This window comes from Cerasibacillus sp. JNUCC 74, from assembly GCF_053667775.1.
In genome coordinates, this window is the sequence record NZ_CM132207.1 from 2,314,734 (window position 1) to 2,335,138 (window position 20,405).

Annotated in this window: 15 protein-coding genes and 6 tRNA genes; 2 read left to right on the forward strand and 19 right to left on the reverse strand. The window is 36.0% G+C overall.

Annotated elements, in window-relative coordinates; all coding sequences use genetic code 11:
• Positions 1–313: 313 nt before the first annotated feature.
• The 12 genes from JNUCC74_RS10335 to JNUCC74_RS10390 all read right to left on the reverse strand — a co-directional run bounded on the left by JNUCC74_RS10335 (position 314) and on the right by JNUCC74_RS10390 (position 11,136).
• A complete protein-coding gene (locus tag JNUCC74_RS10335) occupies positions 314–2,374 on the reverse strand; it encodes a peptidoglycan D,D-transpeptidase FtsI family protein (RefSeq protein WP_454065289.1) in 2,061 nt (686 codons plus the stop codon).
• A 480-nt stretch (positions 2,375–2,854) separates the two neighbouring features.
• Positions 2,855–4,123: an MFS transporter gene (locus JNUCC74_RS10340; protein ID WP_454065290.1), complete on the reverse strand. Its 1,269-nt coding sequence runs from the start codon at positions 4,121–4,123 to the stop codon at positions 2,855–2,857.
• Positions 4,124–4,483: 360 nt separating this feature from the next.
• Positions 4,484–5,362: a MurR/RpiR family transcriptional regulator gene (locus JNUCC74_RS10345; protein WP_454065291.1), complete on the reverse strand. Its 879-nt coding sequence runs from the start codon at positions 5,360–5,362 to the stop codon at positions 4,484–4,486.
• A gap of 690 nt (positions 5,363–6,052) precedes the next feature.
• The gene (sodA, locus tag JNUCC74_RS10350) at positions 6,053–6,664 is read right to left on the reverse strand and encodes a superoxide dismutase SodA (protein WP_454065292.1); all 612 of its coding nucleotides are present in this window, start codon (positions 6,662–6,664) and stop codon (positions 6,053–6,055) included.
• Positions 6,665–7,047: 383 nt separating this feature from the next.
• Positions 7,048–7,123 (reverse strand) — tRNA-Phe (locus tag JNUCC74_RS10355).
• A 49-nt stretch (positions 7,124–7,172) separates the two neighbouring features.
• Positions 7,173–7,265 (reverse strand) — tRNA-Ser (locus tag JNUCC74_RS10360).
• A gap of 8 nt (positions 7,266–7,273) precedes the next feature.
• A tRNA-Ile gene (locus JNUCC74_RS10365) sits at positions 7,274–7,350 on the reverse strand.
• Positions 7,351–7,372: 22 nt separating this feature from the next.
• Positions 7,373–7,448, reverse strand: a tRNA-His gene (locus tag JNUCC74_RS10370).
• Between the two features lie 20 nt (positions 7,449–7,468).
• Positions 7,469–7,542 (reverse strand) — tRNA-Met (locus tag JNUCC74_RS10375).
• A gap of 4 nt (positions 7,543–7,546) precedes the next feature.
• Positions 7,547–7,621 (reverse strand) — tRNA-Asn (locus JNUCC74_RS10380).
• 574 nt (positions 7,622–8,195) lie between these two features.
• Positions 8,196–9,821 carry a Na/Pi cotransporter family protein gene (locus JNUCC74_RS10385; protein WP_454065293.1) on the reverse strand — a complete coding sequence of 542 codons (1,626 nt, stop codon included), beginning with the start codon at positions 9,819–9,821 and terminating at the stop codon, positions 8,196–8,198.
• 685 nt (positions 9,822–10,506) lie between these two features.
• Positions 10,507–11,136, reverse strand: coding sequence for an NfeD family protein (locus tag JNUCC74_RS10390; RefSeq protein ID WP_454065294.1), 630 nt, complete (start codon positions 11,134–11,136; stop codon positions 10,507–10,509).
• A gap of 76 nt (positions 11,137–11,212) precedes the next feature.
• Here JNUCC74_RS10390 and JNUCC74_RS10395 point away from each other — a divergent pair, with 76 nt between their 5' ends.
• Positions 11,213–11,545, forward strand: a complete 333-nt coding sequence (locus JNUCC74_RS10395) for a hypothetical protein (RefSeq protein WP_454065295.1) — start codon at positions 11,213–11,215, stop codon at positions 11,543–11,545.
• Between the two features lie 488 nt (positions 11,546–12,033).
• Here JNUCC74_RS10395 and JNUCC74_RS10400 read toward each other — a convergent pair whose 3' ends face one another.
• Positions 12,034–12,408: a hypothetical protein gene (locus JNUCC74_RS10400; protein ID WP_454065296.1), complete on the reverse strand. Its 375-nt coding sequence runs from the start codon at positions 12,406–12,408 to the stop codon at positions 12,034–12,036.
• Between the two features lie 173 nt (positions 12,409–12,581).
• Here JNUCC74_RS10400 and JNUCC74_RS10405 point away from each other — a divergent pair, with 173 nt between their 5' ends.
• Positions 12,582–12,866 (forward strand): DUF2624 family protein, encoded by a 285-nt coding sequence (locus JNUCC74_RS10405; protein WP_454065297.1) that lies wholly within the window; start codon positions 12,582–12,584, stop codon positions 12,864–12,866.
• Between the two features lie 310 nt (positions 12,867–13,176).
• On the opposite strand, the gene JNUCC74_RS10410 is transcribed toward JNUCC74_RS10405, so the two are convergent.
• From JNUCC74_RS10410 to rpoD, 6 genes are all read right to left on the reverse strand, one after another.
• Complete coding sequence (locus JNUCC74_RS10410) at positions 13,177–14,070, reverse strand: deoxyribonuclease IV (RefSeq protein WP_454065298.1); 894 nt, start codon at positions 14,068–14,070, stop codon at positions 13,177–13,179.
• Positions 14,071–14,095: 25 nt separating this feature from the next.
• A complete protein-coding gene (locus JNUCC74_RS10415) occupies positions 14,096–15,406 on the reverse strand; it encodes a DEAD/DEAH box helicase (RefSeq protein ID WP_454065299.1) in 1,311 nt (436 codons plus the stop codon).
• A gap of 29 nt (positions 15,407–15,435) precedes the next feature.
• Positions 15,436–16,551, reverse strand: coding sequence for a Nif3-like dinuclear metal center hexameric protein (locus tag JNUCC74_RS10420; RefSeq protein ID WP_454065300.1), 1,116 nt, complete (start codon positions 16,549–16,551; stop codon positions 15,436–15,438).
• The gene (locus JNUCC74_RS10425) at positions 16,548–17,249 is read right to left on the reverse strand and encodes a tRNA (adenine(22)-N(1))-methyltransferase (protein WP_454065301.1); all 702 of its coding nucleotides are present in this window, start codon (positions 17,247–17,249) and stop codon (positions 16,548–16,550) included. Before JNUCC74_RS10425 ends, JNUCC74_RS10420 begins: the two co-directional genes overlap by 4 nt.
• A 485-nt stretch (positions 17,250–17,734) precedes the next feature.
• Positions 17,735–18,112: a cytochrome c550 gene (cccA, locus tag JNUCC74_RS10430; RefSeq protein WP_077320908.1), complete on the reverse strand. Its 378-nt coding sequence runs from the start codon at positions 18,110–18,112 to the stop codon at positions 17,735–17,737.
• 1,146 nt (positions 18,113–19,258) lie between these two features.
• The gene (rpoD, locus tag JNUCC74_RS10435; RefSeq protein ID WP_077320912.1) at positions 19,259–20,383 is read right to left on the reverse strand and encodes an RNA polymerase sigma factor RpoD; all 1,125 of its coding nucleotides are present in this window, start codon (positions 20,381–20,383) and stop codon (positions 19,259–19,261) included.
• Positions 20,384–20,405: the final 22 nt, after the last annotated feature.

The following is a 20,405-nucleotide window of genomic DNA, read 5'->3' on the forward strand; positions in this document are numbered from 1 at the left end:
TGTAAAATCTTTGTAAATTATTTTAGAAAAACTTGGATTGTCGCCAAGTCTTTATGACGGAGCTATCGTTTTTCTTATACGATAAAGTGAAACTTCATTCAGTAGGAGTTTTCTTCCCTCTCCTACTGAATGTTAATAGAACGAATCGGGCATTTAGTGCCGTTTTCTCCAACTTAGACTCTTTTGTATCAATGAAGCACTTGAAGTGGGAAACTTACGGTACCTTACATGCGGGATAAAGCCTAAAGTTTTAACTTTCCTATAGTGTAAAAGAATAAAAGCACAAGCAAATAATTGCCTGCGCTTCTACTCGTTAATCTTTTTTCTTTTTTTCACTACGCTCTTTTTTCAAATCAAAATACGTATCCATAATTCTGGATCCAATCTTATGGTTAATACCGCTTCCTCTACTAGGTGATGTGTTAGGAACCATGATCGCAAACGCTACTTCAGGGTCATCATAAGGTGCATAGCCGATTAAGGACAAGTTCTCCGTGTCAGCAATTTGTTTACCATCTTTATAAATTTCATTTTGCGCTGTACCTGTTTTTCCTGCGGGCTTATAATTCTTACCTTTCCAGTGCGGATATGCAGTACCTCCTGGAGCCTGAAATACTTGCTTAAAACCTTCCTGTACACGCTTGATATAAGCTGGCTTCATTTCAATTTGATTTAATACGTCGGTATTTTCACTTCTATATATTTTTCCTAATTGCTTATCAGAACGCCCAGGTTCACGAACTTCCTTTAAGAAGCGTGGACGCACGCGATAACCATCATTCGCAATGGTGGAAACATATTGCGCTAATTGCATCGTTGTATACGTGTCATATTGACCGATAGCTTGGTCCATTAAAAGACCTGCTCTAGGAAGGGAAGGACCTTGATAACCAACACTTTCATAAGGGAAATCGATACCGGTTTTTACTCCTAAACCGAGTTGTTGGAAATAATTTCGCATTTCCTGCCAAGCAGCTGGATTAAAGCTTGCTTTTCCACCACTTGGAAATGGATAACGATTTTCTCCCCCCATTTTCAGTGCAATGTAAAACATATACACATTAGAGGACCGTTTCAATGCAGCCACATCATTCACTGCACCAATACTGCCACTGTATGATTTTTTTAACGGCGTACCTTTTATCTTGATTGGCTGGTCAACAAAGACTGTTCCTGGTGAGATTACTCCCGACTGAAGACCTGCTAACACGGTTGCTCCCTTTACTATCGATCCAGGACGATTCCCATCAGAAATAGCCTTAATCGCAGCATCTTTATACTTATTACCGTCTCTTGTTTGACCACTAACAGCCAAAAGTTCCCCAGTTTTAGGATTCATGACAACTGCAATTGCGTCTTTTAAATATGGATTCATTGGTACCGCCGCTTTTAACTCTTCGCGGACAATTTTATCTACTTCCTTCTGAAACTCCATATCGATCGTTAAAACAAGATCTTTTCCTCGGCTACCTTCAACTACTGTTTTAGTACCGACAATTTCTCCGGATTTTGTTGTCGTATATTGTATTTGCTCTTTACGACCACGGAGGATATCTTCATAATATTCCTCCAGTCCACTTTTCCCTACTCGATCATTACGGCTATAGCCTCTTGTTAGAAAATATTCCTCTTTATCAGCCGGAATACCTTGTTCTTGAGAAGTGATCGATCCAAATAAACTTCTAATTGAATCTTTAAAAGGATAATCTCTATTCCAATCAGTTGTAGCGTTTATTCCCGGAAGCTCAGCTAAATGCTCAGAAACTTTAGCATATTCCTCCGCAGTTACATCTTTATTTTTAACAATTTGCGGTGTTAAAGAGTATGCTTTGTCCAACTCTTTTTTTATCGCAATAACTTCTAACTGTTGTTTGGAAAAATGAGCTACTTCTTCTTTCGTAATCCGATTTAAAATTGTTTTATATTGTTTCGCATTATCTAGCTCAGCTGCTTCTTTCTTTGATAACCGACTATCTGCTTCTTTTTTATTTTTCAAATACCAGTATTCCTTTTTATCACGTTCAGTAATCGTGTCTAAATATTCTTCACTCTCCATTGAGATAAATTTAGCAAGCTTCTCCGCCAATTCTAAACGATCTTCCGCTTGTGTTCCTTTTGGCGGTGTATACGTAATGGAATATAATGGCTTATTATCGACAACAACTTGATGATTGCTGTCGTAAATTTTACCTCTAGGCACAGGAACCTTTGTCGTATCTTTCACTGTCCGATTAATTTCTTCTTGATATTCTTCACCATTTAATATTTGCACGATACCTAGTTGCAAAATTAGTACAGCAAACATTAGAAAAATGAAAAAAAACAATATGTTAACACGGAAGGGAAGCTGTTCCTTTTTCTTTTTTTTCTTCATATTCTCTCCCCCAAATAATGTTACAGTTTTACCATGCTTTATTTACCCCACACCTAAGAACCGTATGATTCGCTTACATACAGTCCATCTTTACCGAAGTAACGGTAACCTAAATACCCAATTCGTTTAAAGGCCTTTAGGTCATACCCTTGTGGTACTCCCATTCCGTAGAAAGAAGGGCTACAGAATAAAGTTTACCTTATTATATCATTTCTAGCAACGCAATTCATCTATTTTTTTATCCCGCATGTAAGGTGCCGTAAGACCCCACTTCAAAATCTCGGAGTTGATACAAAAGGGTCTAAGTGGGAGAAGACGGCACCTAAATGCCCGATTCGTTCAAGGGCCTTTAGGTCATACCCTTGTGGTACTAACATTCAGTAGGAGATGGAAGAAAACTCCTACTGAATGAAGTTTAAACTTTATATCGCCGAATTCAAAGTTTGAAGCGTTCTATTATCTTTTTTTATACAATTACTTCTATCTGTTTTTATCATCTGTTAACTGTTCCTTAATTAAAACCTGTTTATCTGTTTCACTTTCCAAATATATATTTTTCACAAAGAAATAAATAATGACATGCCCTGCACCAAAAATTGCTAACAAATAAGGAATGATTACTTCTGCTGAAGTAAACGAAAGTGTAATTAAGAATATTGAAATGGAAATGATCCTGCCAATATTTACAAATAGCTCTCTTACTACAATATATTCTACTCGATATTCTTTAGCTCTCCATGCTTTTCCAATTACATCATATGTTAATGAAACATATGGGATTGTCAAAATAGGATAAGCGATACCAATGCAAATGGCATAAATAAGTAACTGCATATAGCTAATGTTAAAAATAATGATTGCAATCGAAAAATAGAGAACTAAACCGCCAAGTAAAATTGCCTTTTTTCTTAAAGAAGGCTTAATTATTCTCGTGCCAACAAAATAAGAAATAAGCGACAGTCCGGAAAATACCAAATTAAACATTCCTAGTGCAAATTCACTTTGGGTAATTAAAAACACCCAAATAGAGATTATAAATGCAAATATTCCTTCTCGTAATCCTTGAAAAATATGAGCGTTCTGAATCCGTTTCCAGTTCTTATTATGAAACCGTTCTGCAAACACTCTGCGAAAATGAAAGCTTCCCTCTGCCTTGCGCTGATTTAAAAAGAAGCTAATAATTACTGCACAAATAAACATCAGGAATGAAACAGTAAAAATAACAGAATAACCAATATTAGCCTTCATTTTTGAAATAATCATCCCAGCGAGTAAAGGACCGACCATACCACTAAATGATTGCAATATTCCTAAAAAACCATTAAAAAAATCACGTGTGTCTGGTTCTGTAATTTCAAAGGTCAACACGTTAAATGCAAGCCAATAAAATCCATAACCAACCCCTAAAAGACCACCAAGCATGAAATTAAAATAAGCAGCTTTTTCACCTATTAAAAGCACACTTAAAAAAAAGAGCGATAAAAAAAATACTCCCAATCGCAACACAATGATTCGATCAACTTTTTTCGCTAATATTCCAGCTATTATAAAAGTAATTGGTAAAAAGGTGTAGATTGCTAAGTTATAGACTGCAATTGTAACGAAATCTCCTGATTGCTTCCAAAGATAAATGTTGACAAACGTGTTAGATAGAAATAGTCCTAGTGAGTATAGACCTCCAATAAGAAGTAATAAAATAAGATCTTTATTTATATTCATATGACGGTTAATAGCATGGATTTTCTGCATATCGGATACCCCTTTTTCAAGTCAATATTAGTTTGAACAAAGTACGAACCAGATATACAACCATACAATAGAATTGATTAATTTTTATATAGGTAGCAAGTTAAATTAGTGATACTTCAATTCTTTTTCCATTTAGATTATTAGATTTGTACTAGTTAGCAACATATTACCGTTTCATTAGGAATGCATAATTATGTATGTGAACTACAATATAAGAATTGTCCATTTCAGACCACTAGAGGAAAGAAGTATCACGGTTTTTCTCCTCGTAATTCTACTGTCAAGTTTTCATACGTATAATCCTTTCCTCTTCCAAAATTAACTATATATACACCTTTACGTATCATTTATTTCTTTTAATCAGTTACGATTAGAGCGTTTACCTTTTTTAGATAAAAACTCGACCGCTTCTCTAGTTGCATTCAAATGCTCAACTGTATCATCATATTGTAATGATGCTACTGACATAAACAGAATATCGATTACGTGAAGTTGGGCGATACGAGATGAAGTTGCGCCACTTCGAAAGGTAGGCTCTCTAGTTGCAGAAGTGTATAATTTTAAATCTGCTTCTTCTGTCACTAAAGATTTCCCATATTTAGTCAGACTAATCGTGGTAGCATTATTTTTTTTCGCTAATTGAAGAATCTTAGCGACTTCTACAGTTTCTCCGGAAAAAGAAATTCCTAAAACTACATCTTCCATTGTTGTATTGGCAACTTGTGTTGCTGCCATATGTAAATCCGTAAACGCATATGCATTTTTATTAATCCGCAAAAATTTTTGCTGTGCATCCTGTGCAATTATACTTGAAGCGCCGACCCCAATAAAGTGAAGACTTTTTGCATTTTTCACTTTTTCTACTACTTTTTGCAACTGTTCAACACTTAATAATTCAGCAGTTTCCCGAATTGTTTGAATGCTATTATTTGTCATCTTCTTAATAACAGAAAGTAAAGGTTCATTAGGCTCTATATCTCTCAATCCAACCTCTTCTGTTTTATGGAGATCTCCAGCTATTCTTAACTTTAAATCTTGAAATCCCTTTAAGTTTAATGATTTACAAAGTCTAATAACAGCAGCTCCGCTGGTTGAACTTCTATTCCCTAACTCAACAGCTGTCAAGGTCAACGCTTCCTCTGGATTATTTATAATATAGGAAGCAATTTTTCTTTCAGAAGGTGGAAGCGAAGAAAGCATCTCTGTAAGAATTACTATACCGCCACTTGTCGCCATCATATCAACTCATTTCTAATTAATTACTGTCATTATTCTATTATATGAATAATAAAAAATTACATCAATCTATCTTGCTTAAAAGTATCCAGGTATAAATTAAAGTTTTATCTGTGCTTTTTCTTCCTTCTGATAAGAGGTAGAACAAAAAACAGGCGATCAGTTTTCAACGACAAACTGGAAAACTTTTGATGAGATAAGAAGACATGCCTTTAAAATAGGGATGCCGACGCTGAGCGGCATCCGCTTTTAGTTGTCCTTCCTTTAGATTCGAGCCAATGTTGACTTATTATAGAAAGAAGAATGGGGTTCTATCGCCTAAACTAGACAAAGCTACTTTCAAAATAAATAGCCACTAGATAAAAGCGGATACCGTTTCCTAGACACCGAACAAAGGGTTAAATTGCAGACCTTGAAAAATCGCGATGTATAAGCTTTCGGGGTGTCCTTATCCTTGACAAAGATAATCCCTTTTTCTTCGTGGGATGTATCGCTCTTGATGCGTTCCTTGTCCGTCGACCTGAACGCGGAAATTTTAGGTATCCTCCACTTAAACTTTTTCGTAATTTCTATCATACCTAACAGGAGTTTTACGGAGCTTAAATAGGGTTTTATTAATCCTATTGAATCTGATTTTAACGAAACACAAAAAGCCACCTTATCGGTGACTTTTTATTTCTTTTATAACGTCTTTTATTTTGCTTCGTTATAGTTTTTTGCAACTTCATCCCAGTTAACGATGTTCCAAAATGCAGAAACATATTCTGGACGTCTATTTTGATAGTTTAGATAGTAAGCATGCTCCCAAACATCTAAGCCCAAAATAGGTGTTTTTCCTTCCATTAATGGTGAGTCTTGATTTGGTGTACTAGTTATTTCTAATTTTCCATTATTTACAACAAGCCATGCCCATCCTGAACCGAAACGTCCAGTTGCTGCACTATCAAACTGTTCTTTAAATTTTTCGAAACTACCAAAAGTCTCGTTAATTTTAGCAGCAAGCTCACCAGTTGGTTCTCCACCACCATTTGGTGAAAGAATCTTCCAGAAAAGGCTATGGTTAGCGTGTCCACCGCCATTATTTCTTACAGCAGTACGAGCGCTTTCTGGCACAGCATCTAGGTTGCTAATTAAATCCGTTAATGATTTATTCTGAAGGTTTGCATGCCCCTCTAAAGCATCATTTAATTTTGTAACATACGTATTATGATGCTTTGTATGGTGTATGTTCATGGTCTCCTTGTCGATTGTAGGCTCAAGTGCATCGTATGCATATGGTAGTTCGGGTAATTCAAACTTTGACATTATTCCTTCCTCCTCTAATAAATCCATTTTAATTAAAAAGGATCTAATATCACCCTTTTAATCAAGCCTACCAAAGGTTTTTTAGTGTTGCAAATTATATGCATTAACAAATACTATATGGCTAAGGGGTTATAAAGAACACTGGTCATATACAAACTGGAAAATATCCGACGGGATAAAATGAACTTCATTTCGCGGAATGTTTTTCCCAAGAAATGTTAGTACCTTAAAGGTAGGACCTAAAGGTCTCTGAACCAATCGGGCATTTAGGTGCCGGTTTATCCAATTTAGACTTGTCTAAGTTGTAGTTTTACGGCACACCTTATATACGGGATATAATTGGCTAGACAAATAAAAAAACAAGCATCTGCTTGTTTAAAAAATGGTGGCTCGGGACGGAATCGAACCGCCGACACAGGGATTTTCAGTCCCTTGCTCTACCGACTGAGCTACCGAGCCATCAGAATATAAAATTAATTTTCTGTACTTCTTAACCGCACTATATGTATGGAGGAGGTAGAGGGATTCGAACCCCCGCGGGCTGTTACACCCCTGTCGGTTTTCAAGACCGATCCCTTCAGCCAGACTTGGGTATACCTCCAACTAGACTGGTGGACCCTGCAGGACTCGAACCTGCGACCGATCGGTTATGAGCCGATAGCTCTAACCAACTGAGCTAAGGGTCCGGTTGATATAATTTTAATATAATGGGGCGACCGGTGGGGATCGAACCCACGGATGCCGGAGCCACAATCCGGTGCGTTAACCACTTCGCCACGACCGCCATACAAGTTTATATATAAGTGGCGGTGGAGGGGATCGAACCCACGACCTCACGGGTATGAACCGTACGCTCTCGCCAGCTGAGCTACACCGCCAAATTGGCTCCACAGGTAGGATTCGAACCTACGACCGATCGGTTAACAGCCGATTGCTCTACCACTGAGCTACTGTGGAACGGGTATGCTATAATTTGTTTAAATTATAGCGACAAGATATAATTTACCACGTTCAACAACTTCTGTCAATATCTTTTTTACAAAATCTTAACAAACTATTATGTATGTATTTCATTAATATATCGCTTTAAAACGACAATATTTACTATAGCATCTTTCTATATGGATTTCAAGGCTTAATTTAAAATTAGAAAATTAGAATTAATCACCCACTAAAATGAAATATTTGCATCGTTCTAATTAATTAGAACGATGCAAAATTATAATAAAGTGAAAGTTCATTCAGTGGATTTCTTATTAGAGGTGGAACAAAAACAAAAATCACAATTATGCTTAAAAAACGCTTTTTCTTCATTCGTTACGATGTTTGGTGCAAAGCTTTTCTTGTCCCTGAAAAACCGCGAAGGAAGTATCGCTGTCTTGGTTATTTCTTTTCCAGTCAATGAATAGGTTATTTAAATGCCGTTATTTCCCGCTTAGATGCTTAGATTTTCTATCACTCCTTAAGCAAGAGTCGTATGTCACACCTTAGATGCGGCGAGAAAAAAGTGAAATCACACCGTAATTAAACACTACTCGCCAAGAACTTCTTCAGCAAGATTTACTGCGTGATCACCGATTCGCTCTAAATTACTAATAATATCCACAAACACCATTCCAGCGGAGCCACTACAAATTCCTTCATTCATACGAATAATATGTTTTTTTCGAAATTTTCGCTCCATTTTATCGATTTGGTCCTCTTTTTGAATAACTGAAAGTGCTTCTTCGCGGTTCATTTCTTGAATAGCATAAACAGCCTGCTTAACAGTAGAAATCGTTAACTCAAACATTTCATTAAGATCTTCTTTCGCATGATCTGTTAAGTGTACTTTATTAGAAATTTTATATTCAATAAGTTCAACAATATTTTCAAAATGATCTCCAATTCGCTCAACGTCACGAACTGCATCAAGAATTGAAGAGTGCTTTTCACTTTCTAATTCAGACAGTGATTCTGTAGATAATTCAATCAAATAATTAGTAATTTTTCGGTCAAGATTATTTAACGCACTTTCGATTTGCATCGCCAACTCTGAGTGCTTAATCAAATGAGTATTTAAATATTTATTGGTCTCTTCTAAACCCTTATATGCATACTCGCCCATTCTCACTAACTCAGACTTAGCTTGATCTAATGCTACAGAAGGTGATTGTTGAATGAATATAGGATCCAGATGTTTTGGCTTATATTCTATAATGGAATCTTTACCTGGTATAATTTTGGTTACCAGCCAGGCTAAAGCGCCAATAAATGGAAATTGTATAATCGTATTGGTTATGTTAAATGTCCCATGTGCAAACGCAATAGTCATTTCAGGGTTCAAATGAAACTGTCCTTGTAAAAAGGAAATAAAACTTGTAAATATACCCAAAAAAATAAGAAAGATTGTTGCTCCTACCAAGTTGAAAATAACATGGGTAAGTGCAGCTCGCTTAGCGCCTATAGTTGCACCTATGGAAGCAAGCACTGCAGTAATGGTCGTACCAATATTATCTCCAAATAAAACAGGGATTGCTGCCTTTAATTCCATTGCTCCTTCAGAAAATAAGCCCTGCAAAATACCAATAGTTGCACTTGAGCTTTGTACAATTAAAGTAAATACAGTACCAATCACTACACCTAAGACAGGACTATCACTCATATTAATTGTTAGCTCTTGAAACGTTTCTAAGCTTCGCAACGGCTTCATACCATTACTCATTAATTCTAGGCCAAAGAATAGCGCTCCAAAACCGAAAACGGCTTGTCCTATAGCGTTAACTTTCTGACTTTTAAAGAAAAACAGCAAGAAACAACCTACAGCAAGAATTGGCAACGAATATGCACTAATATCAATTCCTATAATAAATGCAGTAATAGTTGTACCAATATTTGCTCCCATTATAACCCCAATAGCTTGCTTTAATGACATAAAGCCTGCATTAACAAGACCTACAGTTAATACGGTTGTTCCAGAACTACTTTGAATTAAAACAGTAACAATAATACCTGCGAGCACACCCAAAAATGGGTTACTTGTAAAACGATCCAATATATCTCGTAAGCGGTCACCTGCTGACTTTTGTAATCCATCACCCATGTATTTAATACCTAGAAGGAAAATACCGAGACCACCAATAAATTCAAAAATCAGTTTTTGAACATCAATTTCCAAAATGTATACCTACCCTTCTTTATGTTGAATCTTGTCGCACCATAACAATATTAAGTATATATAAAGTTTTTGTAAAGGAGTTATAATTATATTTAACATTAAATTTACAATTGAAAAAAAAGCGTTGTTTTTTATACGAACAAACGCTTTTTTCTCAAACTTAATTTGCCATACACAGAAAAACTTCATTCAATAGGGCTTTCTTCTTCACTGATTAGAAGTAGAATAAGGATAACATTTCAGACGCCCTTGAAAAAGAAGTAACTTTTTGCGTGCGATGCGTCGCTCAGGTGTCCTTTAAAAATATCGGTGTCTTGGTTATTTTCTTGTCCTGTCAATGAATCGGGCATTTAGACGCCGCCTACGTATTCTCTACAATTTAAAGTGTTACCCTACAGCACTACACTACAGATGTGGAATAGATAACTAACCACAGGTTAGTTGTTAATAATATTTCCTAATAGATTACCCATAAATGAACAATTATAACCTTCTTCATAATTCCATAGATAGATTATATGAAGAGATAACAGCCATAAAAGGTGTACGTAATGAAGTATAATTATAACTACTTTACTAAACTTTTCTTATAAACATATGTATAGACTAAACAGCAGTTGGCATTAAATTAAATTTACTTAAACATATAAACAAGAGATAACCTTTTTTGGTTATCTTCTTATTTTCAATCAACAGTTTCAACTAATATTTTGGTTCCATCAACTTTTATAATCCTCACCTTTGTGTTTTTAGAGATCCATTGTCCATTAGAAATGGCACTATAATTCTTATGATCAACGCTAATCGTCCCAACCGGTCGCAAATCGGTTAAAGTCAGTCCCTCTTTATTTACCAATTGTTCATAGCTAATATTCAATGAATTGTAACCAGCTTCTTTTGTTAACTGATCTTTTAATGTTATTTTATTCCACATCTCTCTTCGCTTAAATACTTTTAAGAAAAAAAACGAGGCACCACCGCCTAATAGCACCCCTAAAACTGCATACAATCCCGAGGTAAAGCTGGGAGCTGGAAGTGCTACTGCTGTCAACATACTTGCTAATCCAATGGTAGCTAACGTACCGTCATTAAGGAGTTTTCCATCAATAATAATAAGTAATAATCCAATAAAGTAAATAATAAGCATAATAATAATAGAGTCCGCCTCAACATATGCTCCAAAATATACTGTAATGAATCCTATTCCTAATAATGCAAAAACTCCACGCATATTTACTAATACTTCGCCAATTAAAAATAATGTAGCAAAGCCAGTTATAATAAGCCCAATCCATTCCATCCCAAAAACAGCCAAATATGCTCCTCCTCTCATCGTTCATTCATTTATACGTATATAAGTTATATTTTGTTTCATTATAAGGAGTAATTCTATGTATTTTATTAAAAAACTTACTGCTTTATTATTCAGTATAATTGCTATTTTCGTTATTTATCAAGACCTTTCTCAGGTAGCAATACATTCCAAAAAAGATAAATATGAGGGTGAACAAAAAGCTGACCCAGCACCTTTAGCTTATCATGTCATTCCAATTAAAGTCCAAGCAGGAGATACTGTTCTTTCTATTGTAGAACGACTAAACCCTCATTTAAATGACATTCATAATATAAACATATTTGCTGATTTTCAACTGATTAACCCAGAAAGTGATCCATCTTCACTCACTCCAGGAGATATTTATTATTTTCCTAAGTATGAAAAATAGTATAAATTAAGGGTATTCCTTTTAATGGGTTTTAAAATATTATTGTTTGTATATATTAAAAATTCATATCTGTTTTTACTTATAATATTCATGTTTTTCGAAAAACTTGGTTTGTCACTAAGTCTTTATGACGAAAGCTACCGTTTTTTTTCCTAGCTATAGAAGTATACTACTAAAACATTCCATTTTTCTACTATCAAACATTTGTCTAATATTGTTAATTTTAACACTCAAATTTTTAAACATAAAAGTTAGAAGCGCACATTTAGTACAAACGGCAGATCAAAAAAACATAGGAGTACGCCGTTGCCTGAAGCGGTAAACCCACTTTTAGTTTCTTCCCTCAGATTCGAGACGATGTTAACTTATCGTAGGAAGAAAAGCGAAGTTGAGTAACAGCTTAAGTTAAATGATGCTACTTTTCAAATAAGTTATCCATGATAGAGAAACAGATATAAACAAAAAAAAGGAAGGCAAATGTACCTTCCCTAAACAAATGGCAATATAAATAAAGCAATGAGAATTGATATTGCTCCTGCAGCAATAGCAATATTCCCTAGTGCATCTGCTCCTCTACTTCTAGACATGAAGCCGAGTACGATTCCTGCTACACCAAAGATCACAGGCCAAACAAAAAAGGAAATAATGGATAAGGCGATGCCAATCCAACCAAATGTTGAATTTGCATCTACTTCATCATCTGTGACTTCAGGTTCATAATCATCGGCTGTCATTTCTGCAGCAAATTCTTCATCTCTTGAGCTATCTGGTTCGACGCCAATAAAGTCTTGATTTTTTCTTTGTTCTTCGTAATTTGGCGCTTCTTCAACATCCTTCATACCTTTGTTCGGATTTTGATCCATTAGCTAAGACCTCCTTTTGTTTTGAGGTACACGCTTAGGTTATGGATTTTTGATTATTTTACAGATGTTATTTAATGGAAGCCTACCCTAGAAAAATAATTAAATAGGACAAGTTGATTTTTATTTTTAATTACATATAGTAACGTAGAGCTTTATTAAGGGAGCAATGTAGAATGTCAAAAATCATAAAAGAACTAATTAGAAAAAAGTTAACCCAATTATCAACAGGAGAGCTTATGAATTATGCTGACCAATATGGCTTTTCATTGACACAGCAAGAGGCAAAACAAATAATTTTGTACTTAAGGCAGTATGAAGTTGATCCATTTAGCGTTGAAGGAAGAAAAAAGATGATTCAACAACTAGCGAGGATAACAGACCAAACAACTGCGCAAAAAGCGCAACAATTATTTAGTGATATGGTTACATCTTATGGTTTAGATCATTTATTCCGTTAAAGTGGGCTTTTCCCCTTGAAGCGGAATAAAGGCTAAAATCTCGGGTATCCTTGAAACCGCGATGTGTCTCTATCGTAGCTTTTCTTATCCTTGAAAAAGAAAACTGGTTTTTCTACGGTTGTGCTACCGAATCTTCTACGTTCCGTCGATCGACGAATCAGGCGTCTAGTGTCGTTAACTTCCACTTTGATTCTTGGTATTGAAATTGGAGATAACGGCACTTAGATGCGGGATAAAGGAGCATTAAGTTCTACATTTAAGCACTCTTAACACGTTACAAAGCTCCTTATCGCTAATAATAACGGGAAAATTATTGATTCATAATTTTTTCTTTTAAAGCAGGATCAAATTCACCAGATCTGATCATATCAATTTCATACTTATATGGAGCTTTTTTATTTTTTTTATCTTCCCCAACATAAGGAGTTTCTAATATTTTTGGCAATTCCTTTAATTGCGGATGATTGATAACATATAATAAAGCTTCAAAGCCGATATGACCAAATCCAATATTTTCGTGACGATCTTTCTGAGCTCCTATTTCATTTTTACTATCATTAACATGGACAACTTTTATTCGATCCACCCCAATGATTTTATCAAATTCATTAAGCACCCCATCAAAATCTTCGATCACATTATAACCCGCATCGTGAATATGGCAAGTATCCAAACAAACAGACAGCTTTTCATTATGTGTTACCCCATCAATAATTTTGGCTAACTCATCAAAGCTTCTACCTATTTCTGAGCCCTTGCCAGCCATTGTTTCCAGTGCTATCTGAACCTCATTATCCTTTTCCAAAACTTCATTTAAACCCTTAATAATCTGCTTAATACCTGCTTCTGCACCCGCTCCAACATGAGCTCCTGGGTGTAAAACAATTTGCTTCGCTCCAATGGCAAAGGTACGATCCATTTCACTCCTTAAAAAATTGACACCTAAGTTAAAGGTTTCAGGCTTATTTGTGTTACCAATATTAATAATGTATGGAGCATGTACTACGATATCTTCTATGCCGTTTTCCTCCATATGTTCCCTTCCAGCCTCAATATTCAATTCCTCAATTGGCTTTCTCCTTGTGTTTTGCGGTGCACCTGTATAAATCATAAATGTATTTGCACCGTAGGATACCGCTTCTTCTGATGAACCTTTTAGCATTTTTTTACCACTCATCGATACGTGGGAACCAATTTTTAACATACCTTCATCTCCCCTAATTAAAAACCTATTTCTTTCTATATTTATTTTTCTTCAACCTTTTCTTAATTGCTTCTTTTTCTTGCTTCATTTTTTTCTTATAGCCAGGTTTTACTTTTTTAACTTTTTTTACTCGTTTCCAAGCTTCTCGATCTACCTCTGATTTTTGGCTCGTACGTAATGAACGATGATTCCATGGCTTAGCTTCACGCCATTCCCCATTTTGAATATCCATATACGCAAAAGTTAAACCCTTTTCCTCCAACTTTTTAATAAGCGGTACATCTTCTGTTTGATAAATGCTGATGGCGGTACCCTCCATGCCAGCCCTTGCTGTCCTGCCGACACGATGAATATAAAAATATTCTTCTTTTGGCAGTTGGGCATTTATGACATGGCTAACACCTTTAATATCAATACCTCTGGCTGCCAAGTCCGTCGCAACAATATACTGATAGCGTAAATTTTGAATTTCTTTTAACATACGCTTCCGTTCACGAGGTGGTAAGCCGCCATGGATAAGGCCGACATCTACACCTTTTTGCTGTAAAGAGGCAGCTAATTCATTCGCTTTGTCTTTCCCGTTTGTAAAAATGATTGCTAAATATGGATGGATTGTTTTTGCAATATCTGCAATAATCGACGCTTCATCTCTATGTTTTAAGTAGATAAGACGATGTTCCATTGTTTCCGGTGATAAATCATCTGCTACTTTAACATACAATGGATTTTCTAAATATTTTCTTAAAAAATGCTGTAAGCGTTGTGGAATGGTCGCTGAAAACACCAAAAATTGTATAGATGGATGGCAACGTACTAGTAATTGATCAATTTGATCAATAAATCCTAAGTCAAGCATAAGATCTGCTTCATCCATGACAAAACTATTAGCAGTATAAATGGATAAGGCGTTCTCTTTAACGATATCAAGAATTCGCCCAGGAGTGCCTACAATAATATGCGGCGGCTCTTTTAGCTTCTCCATCATTTTCTGTTTATCTGTTCCACCCACTAATAACTTGGCAATCCATTTTTGTTGTTTATCGGCAAACTGAATTATTTTTCTTACTTCATCATAAAGCTGTGTAGCCAATTCCCTAGTTGGTGCAGTAATTACTATCTGTACTTCTCGTTTGTCTTCTTGAATCCCATCAAAAAGTGGCAATAAAAAGGCATGGGTTTTTCCAGAACCAGTTCTAGATTGGCCAATAACACTTTTCCCCGCTAAAATAGCCGGGATTACTTGTTGTTGTATTTCCGTAGGTATGCTAAAACCTAAACGGTCGATGACTTGATTGATAATGGGTGTAAATGAAAAGACCTGAAATTTTTTGTTCATACATGTCCTCCTTTTCCATTTCATACAAACTAAATAAATTGAAATGGATCTGTATTCGTAGTTGAAGTGATAATTTTTATGTCTGTATTTTTAAGTTCTACGTCTAAATACTTTTTAACCAATGTTTTCATGACTTTTTCAGCATAATGTCCAACATCGATTACCGCTAAACCAGCCTCCTGTGCATCTTGAGCATAATGAAAGGACATATCACCTGTTATATAAACATCAGCACCGTTTTGCTTTGCTTGATGGATGTATTTTTCCCCACTCCCGCCAATAACTGCTACTGTACGGACTTGCTTCTCCAGATTACCTGTAACCCTTAAATCGGGTATTTGTAAAGCTGATTTTATATGCTCGCAAAAATCCTCTAAACTTAAGCTTTGATCCAACTTACCAATTCTCCCCAATCCGAAAGCTTTTCCTTTGTTTTTTAGAGGAAAGATATCATACGCTGGCTCTTCATAAGGATGTGCTTGTAACAATGCATGTAAAGCTGTTCTCAACTTGCTCTCCTGAATAATGGATTCCAGCTTTACCTCTTCTACTTTTTCAAGCTGGTTAATACTTCCGATAAATGGGTTTGTGCCTTCTAAAGGCTTAAAAGTCCCTTGACCCTGTGTTTGAAACGTACAATGACTGTAATTTCCAATATATCCAGCACCTGCTTCACTGATTGCATCTCTAACCTGCTCTACATGAGTGAGCGGTATATAAGCAACTAGCTTTAACAACTGTTCCTTTCGAATATCAACAAGTGGCCTTGCTTGGCGAACTCCAATATGATTACATATTGCATCGTTGACCCCATTTTCGGCTATATCTAAGTTCGTATGAGAAGCATAAACAGTAATATCATGATGTAATAATTTTTGAATTATTCTCCCCTTCGATGTGTCTATGTTAATTTGACGCAATGATTTAAATAATAATGGATGATGAGCTATAATCATATCAACTTGTTTTTCAATTGCCTCATCAACAACAGCTTCCAATACATCCAATGTAACCATTATGGTACGTACTGGCTTGTTATAACTTCCCACTTGTAAGCCGACTGGATCCCAATCATAGGCAAGCTCTTTTGGTGCTAATTGTTCCATGAGACCAAAAATCTGTCCGGTTGTTCGTTCACGATTCATAATTTAATAACCTCCTTTATCCATTCCCATTCCTGAGTTAGTTGGTTCAGTTTTTTCGTATCTATTTCTTTTGCACGTTTGATTTGTTGAATCACATACTCCAGCTTTGCAGCCTCTTGCCTCCACTTTTTATAAAAAGCAGTCGGCTTTGTTTGTAATAATATTGGACCAAATAGCAATACTCGTTCATCTAATTGCTGTTCTATTTGTTGGGTAAAACGCACTGCATGGATGATTTCATAAAAATGACCATTCTCCTCCATTATATCCTCATCCGCAATCATAAATCCATGCTGATACAACCAGATACGCACAGCTTTTGCTTCAACATTAGGTTGTACAATAATTTGCTTCGTTTCTTTTAATTTTTCCTTCCCATCATCCAAAATCTTTCGTATCAATGATCCTCCCATTCCAGCAATAACAATTTGTTTTACTTCGTTTGCCTGAACGACTTCAAGTCCATCGCCTAACCGCACATCAATTCGATCAGTCAGTGAGAAATCTTGTACTGTCTCTAGCGCCTTTTGATACGGTCCCTCGTTTACTTCTCCGGCAATTGCCGAGGCTGTTAAATCGTTTTGGCAAACATAACAAGGTAAATAAGCATGATCAGAGCCGATGTCAGCAAATTTGGCTCCTTTCGGCAGGAATGAAGCAACCCGTTGCAATCGTTTTGATATTTTCATTTTCACCATAAAACTCCCACTTCTTTCTAGTTACCATAATAACGTGAAATTTCATTCAAGGAGAGCATTTTTCCTTGATATGGAACACGGAGATATACTTGTAAAAAACGCGGTGTATTGCTGTTATAGATCCTCTGTCCTTTAAAAAAGAAAACCGCTTTTTTTCTGGTGCGATACATCGCTTCCGCAGCTTCTCTTGTCCCTTGAAAAATCGCGATGCGCCGCTGCCGTAACTCCTTGTCCTGTTGACTCAAATGAATCGGTATTTAGGTGCCACTATCTTTTTCTTACCATTTATAGTTATTACTACAGTACTTTAATTGCAGTAAACGAACGCCGCTCATTATTCTAAGACCTAAGAAATTAGCCTTGGCTACTATGATATCAGGTATATTCTCCCTTATGTGTAGTCAAACATAAAATCCTTAACTATTGAAAAAGAAAAGCTTTCTGTTATAAAGCAGAAAGCTTTTACGTTGTCTTATTTTCTAATCTTACTTTTTCTCCGCCAACCACTCTGCTAAAACTTCAGCTTCAGCTTCTGTGGCTAATCCAGGAGGCATTTGCCCCTTACCATTAATAATAATATTTTGAACTTCATCTTTTGATAATTTACTGCCTACCTGGGTTAAGTCTGGCCCCGCTCCCCCTGATAAGTCAGCACCATGACAACTGGAACAGTTTGATTCATAAATGGCTTCAGGATCGTCAGAAGTTTCCCCTTCTTGACTCTTCTCTGTTTGTTCCCCGCCGCCTTCCTCGGCTTTTTTAATATCCTCTCGTTGATTTAAGCCTACGAATGATATTACAATAACAGCAAGTATCCCTAAAATAGCAATTAATGCATAAGGGACAACAGGGTTCCTTTTCATTGCCTTTCCTCCTTATGTATCCCCATTTGATATTAGATGTTGTTCAAAAAGCTCATTCATATAATCGAGGTAATGTTTATAAGAAAATGCTCAAAAGATCCGATAAAGTGAAACTTCATTTCTTGGAATGCCTTTCCCAAGAAATGTAGCTGAACGAATCGGGCATTTAGGTGCCGTTCTCTCCCACTTAGATCCTTTTGTATCAACTCAAGATATTGAAGCGGGAGTCTTACGGCACCTTGCATGCGGGATAAAAATGATGCTACGAATTTCAAAGCTGGTTTGCTACTATAAGCTCATGCTCTTAACCGTGTACAATCCGTTACTCGAAACCGTACCCCCCGCATCAAACTTAGCAGAACCATTTTCCCTCTTTTTTGAACACGTACTTAATAAACGTTTCACTATAAAAGTTCACATTCTTATACAGCAAACCCTCTATGATGTCATTTAACCCTCTTTTTGAACAAACATGCTCTAAAAGACTATATTCATTTTACTTGAAAAATACTTTTCTTTAAAGTGTTTCGCTATGAATTTTTATAAAACGGTGTATATAAGCAAGAATAATAGAGATGTTATCCCGATTATGACTAAATAGTGCACGTGCTTATAAAGACCGTATAAAACCCAACATACAAAATGAATCGAAATGATCCAAAAGCTAAAACTTTCATGCAAATAGTATTTAGATAGGTGTACCGAGATGAATAATGCTAACAAGAAACTTGTCATTAGTGGCCAATGGTAATAACTTTTGTACTGTCTTCTTCGATGTTTTAGCGTATAATACATCCACACGGAGTACCCGAGAAAAAGAATTAAAATAGTTAGTTGCAAAATTATCTGAAATTGCGTACAATAAATAATAAGGAATGAAAACGGTATCAATACTGATAAAAGAAATAGTTGGATAAACATAACGACTTTTTGTTTATATGTCAATTTTTGCTGAAAACCGTCACCTTTTGAATATAAAGCAAGTAAAAAATCGCAATATTCAGGTGGTAAAAGTTTATGTTCTTTCCAAAATAAGATTTCTTCTATGACTAGTTGCTTACGTTGGTCAATTATCGTTACCTCCATTTCAAACATAAAATGGGAAAGGTCATTGGACAAACATAAAGTTGTCCAATGACAGGTTAATTACTGATCTAAGAAGTCTTTTAGTCGTTTACTTCTGCTTGGATGTCTTAGTTTACGCAATGCCTTTGCTTCAATTTGACGAATTCTTTCTCTCGTAACACCAAACACTTTACCAACTTCTTCTAGCGTTCTTGTGCGCCCGTCGTCTAGACCAAAGCGAAGTCTCAATACATTTTCTTCTCTGTCTGTAAGTGTATCTAATACATCTTCAAGTTGTTCTTTTAGTAACTCATATGCAGCATGATCAGATGGAGAAACTGCTTCCTGATCTTCAATAAAGTCACCTAAATGTGAATCATCTTCTTCACCAATTGGAGTTTCAAGTGAGACAGGTTCTTGAGCAATTTTTAAGATGTCTCGTACTTTCTCTGGAGAAAGATCCATTTCCTCTCCAATTTCTTCAGGTGTCGGCTCTCTCCCCAGATCCTGCAATAACTGTCTTTGCACACGAATTAATTTATTAATGGTTTCTACCATATGCACAGGTATCCGAATGGTTCTTGCTTGGTCGGCAATTGCCCTCGTAATTGCTTGTCTGATCCACCAAGTTGCATAGGTACTAAATTTAAAACCCTTACGGTGGTCAAATTTTTCAACTGCTTTGATCAACCCCATGTTACCTTCTTGGATTAAATCTAAAAACAGCATTCCTCGACCAACATAACGTTTTGCAATACTGACTACTAAGCGCAAGTTCGCTTCTGCAAGACGACGTTTTGCTTCTTCATCACCTTGCTCTATTCTTGTAGCTAATTCTATTTCCTCTTCAGCGGACAATAAGTCGACACGACCAATTTCCTTCAAATACATACGAACAGGATCGTTTATTTTAATACCTAGTGGTACACTGAGATCATTTAAATTAAACTCTTCTTCTTTTTCAATTTCTTTCATGCTGGGATCTTCTTCCGATTCACCTATAACTTCAATTCCTTGATCTCCTAGGTACTCATAAAATTCATCCATATGATCTGATTCAATGGTAAAATTAGATAAGCGATCAGCAATTTCTTCATACGCTAAAGTGCCACGCTTTTTTCCCATTTCCACCAAGCGATCTTTCGCTTGATCTAGGGTTAATTCATGTTCGTTTTCTTTCGTTTGTGAAGGCTTGTTATCGGCCATGAGTCCCCCTCCTTCCAGACTA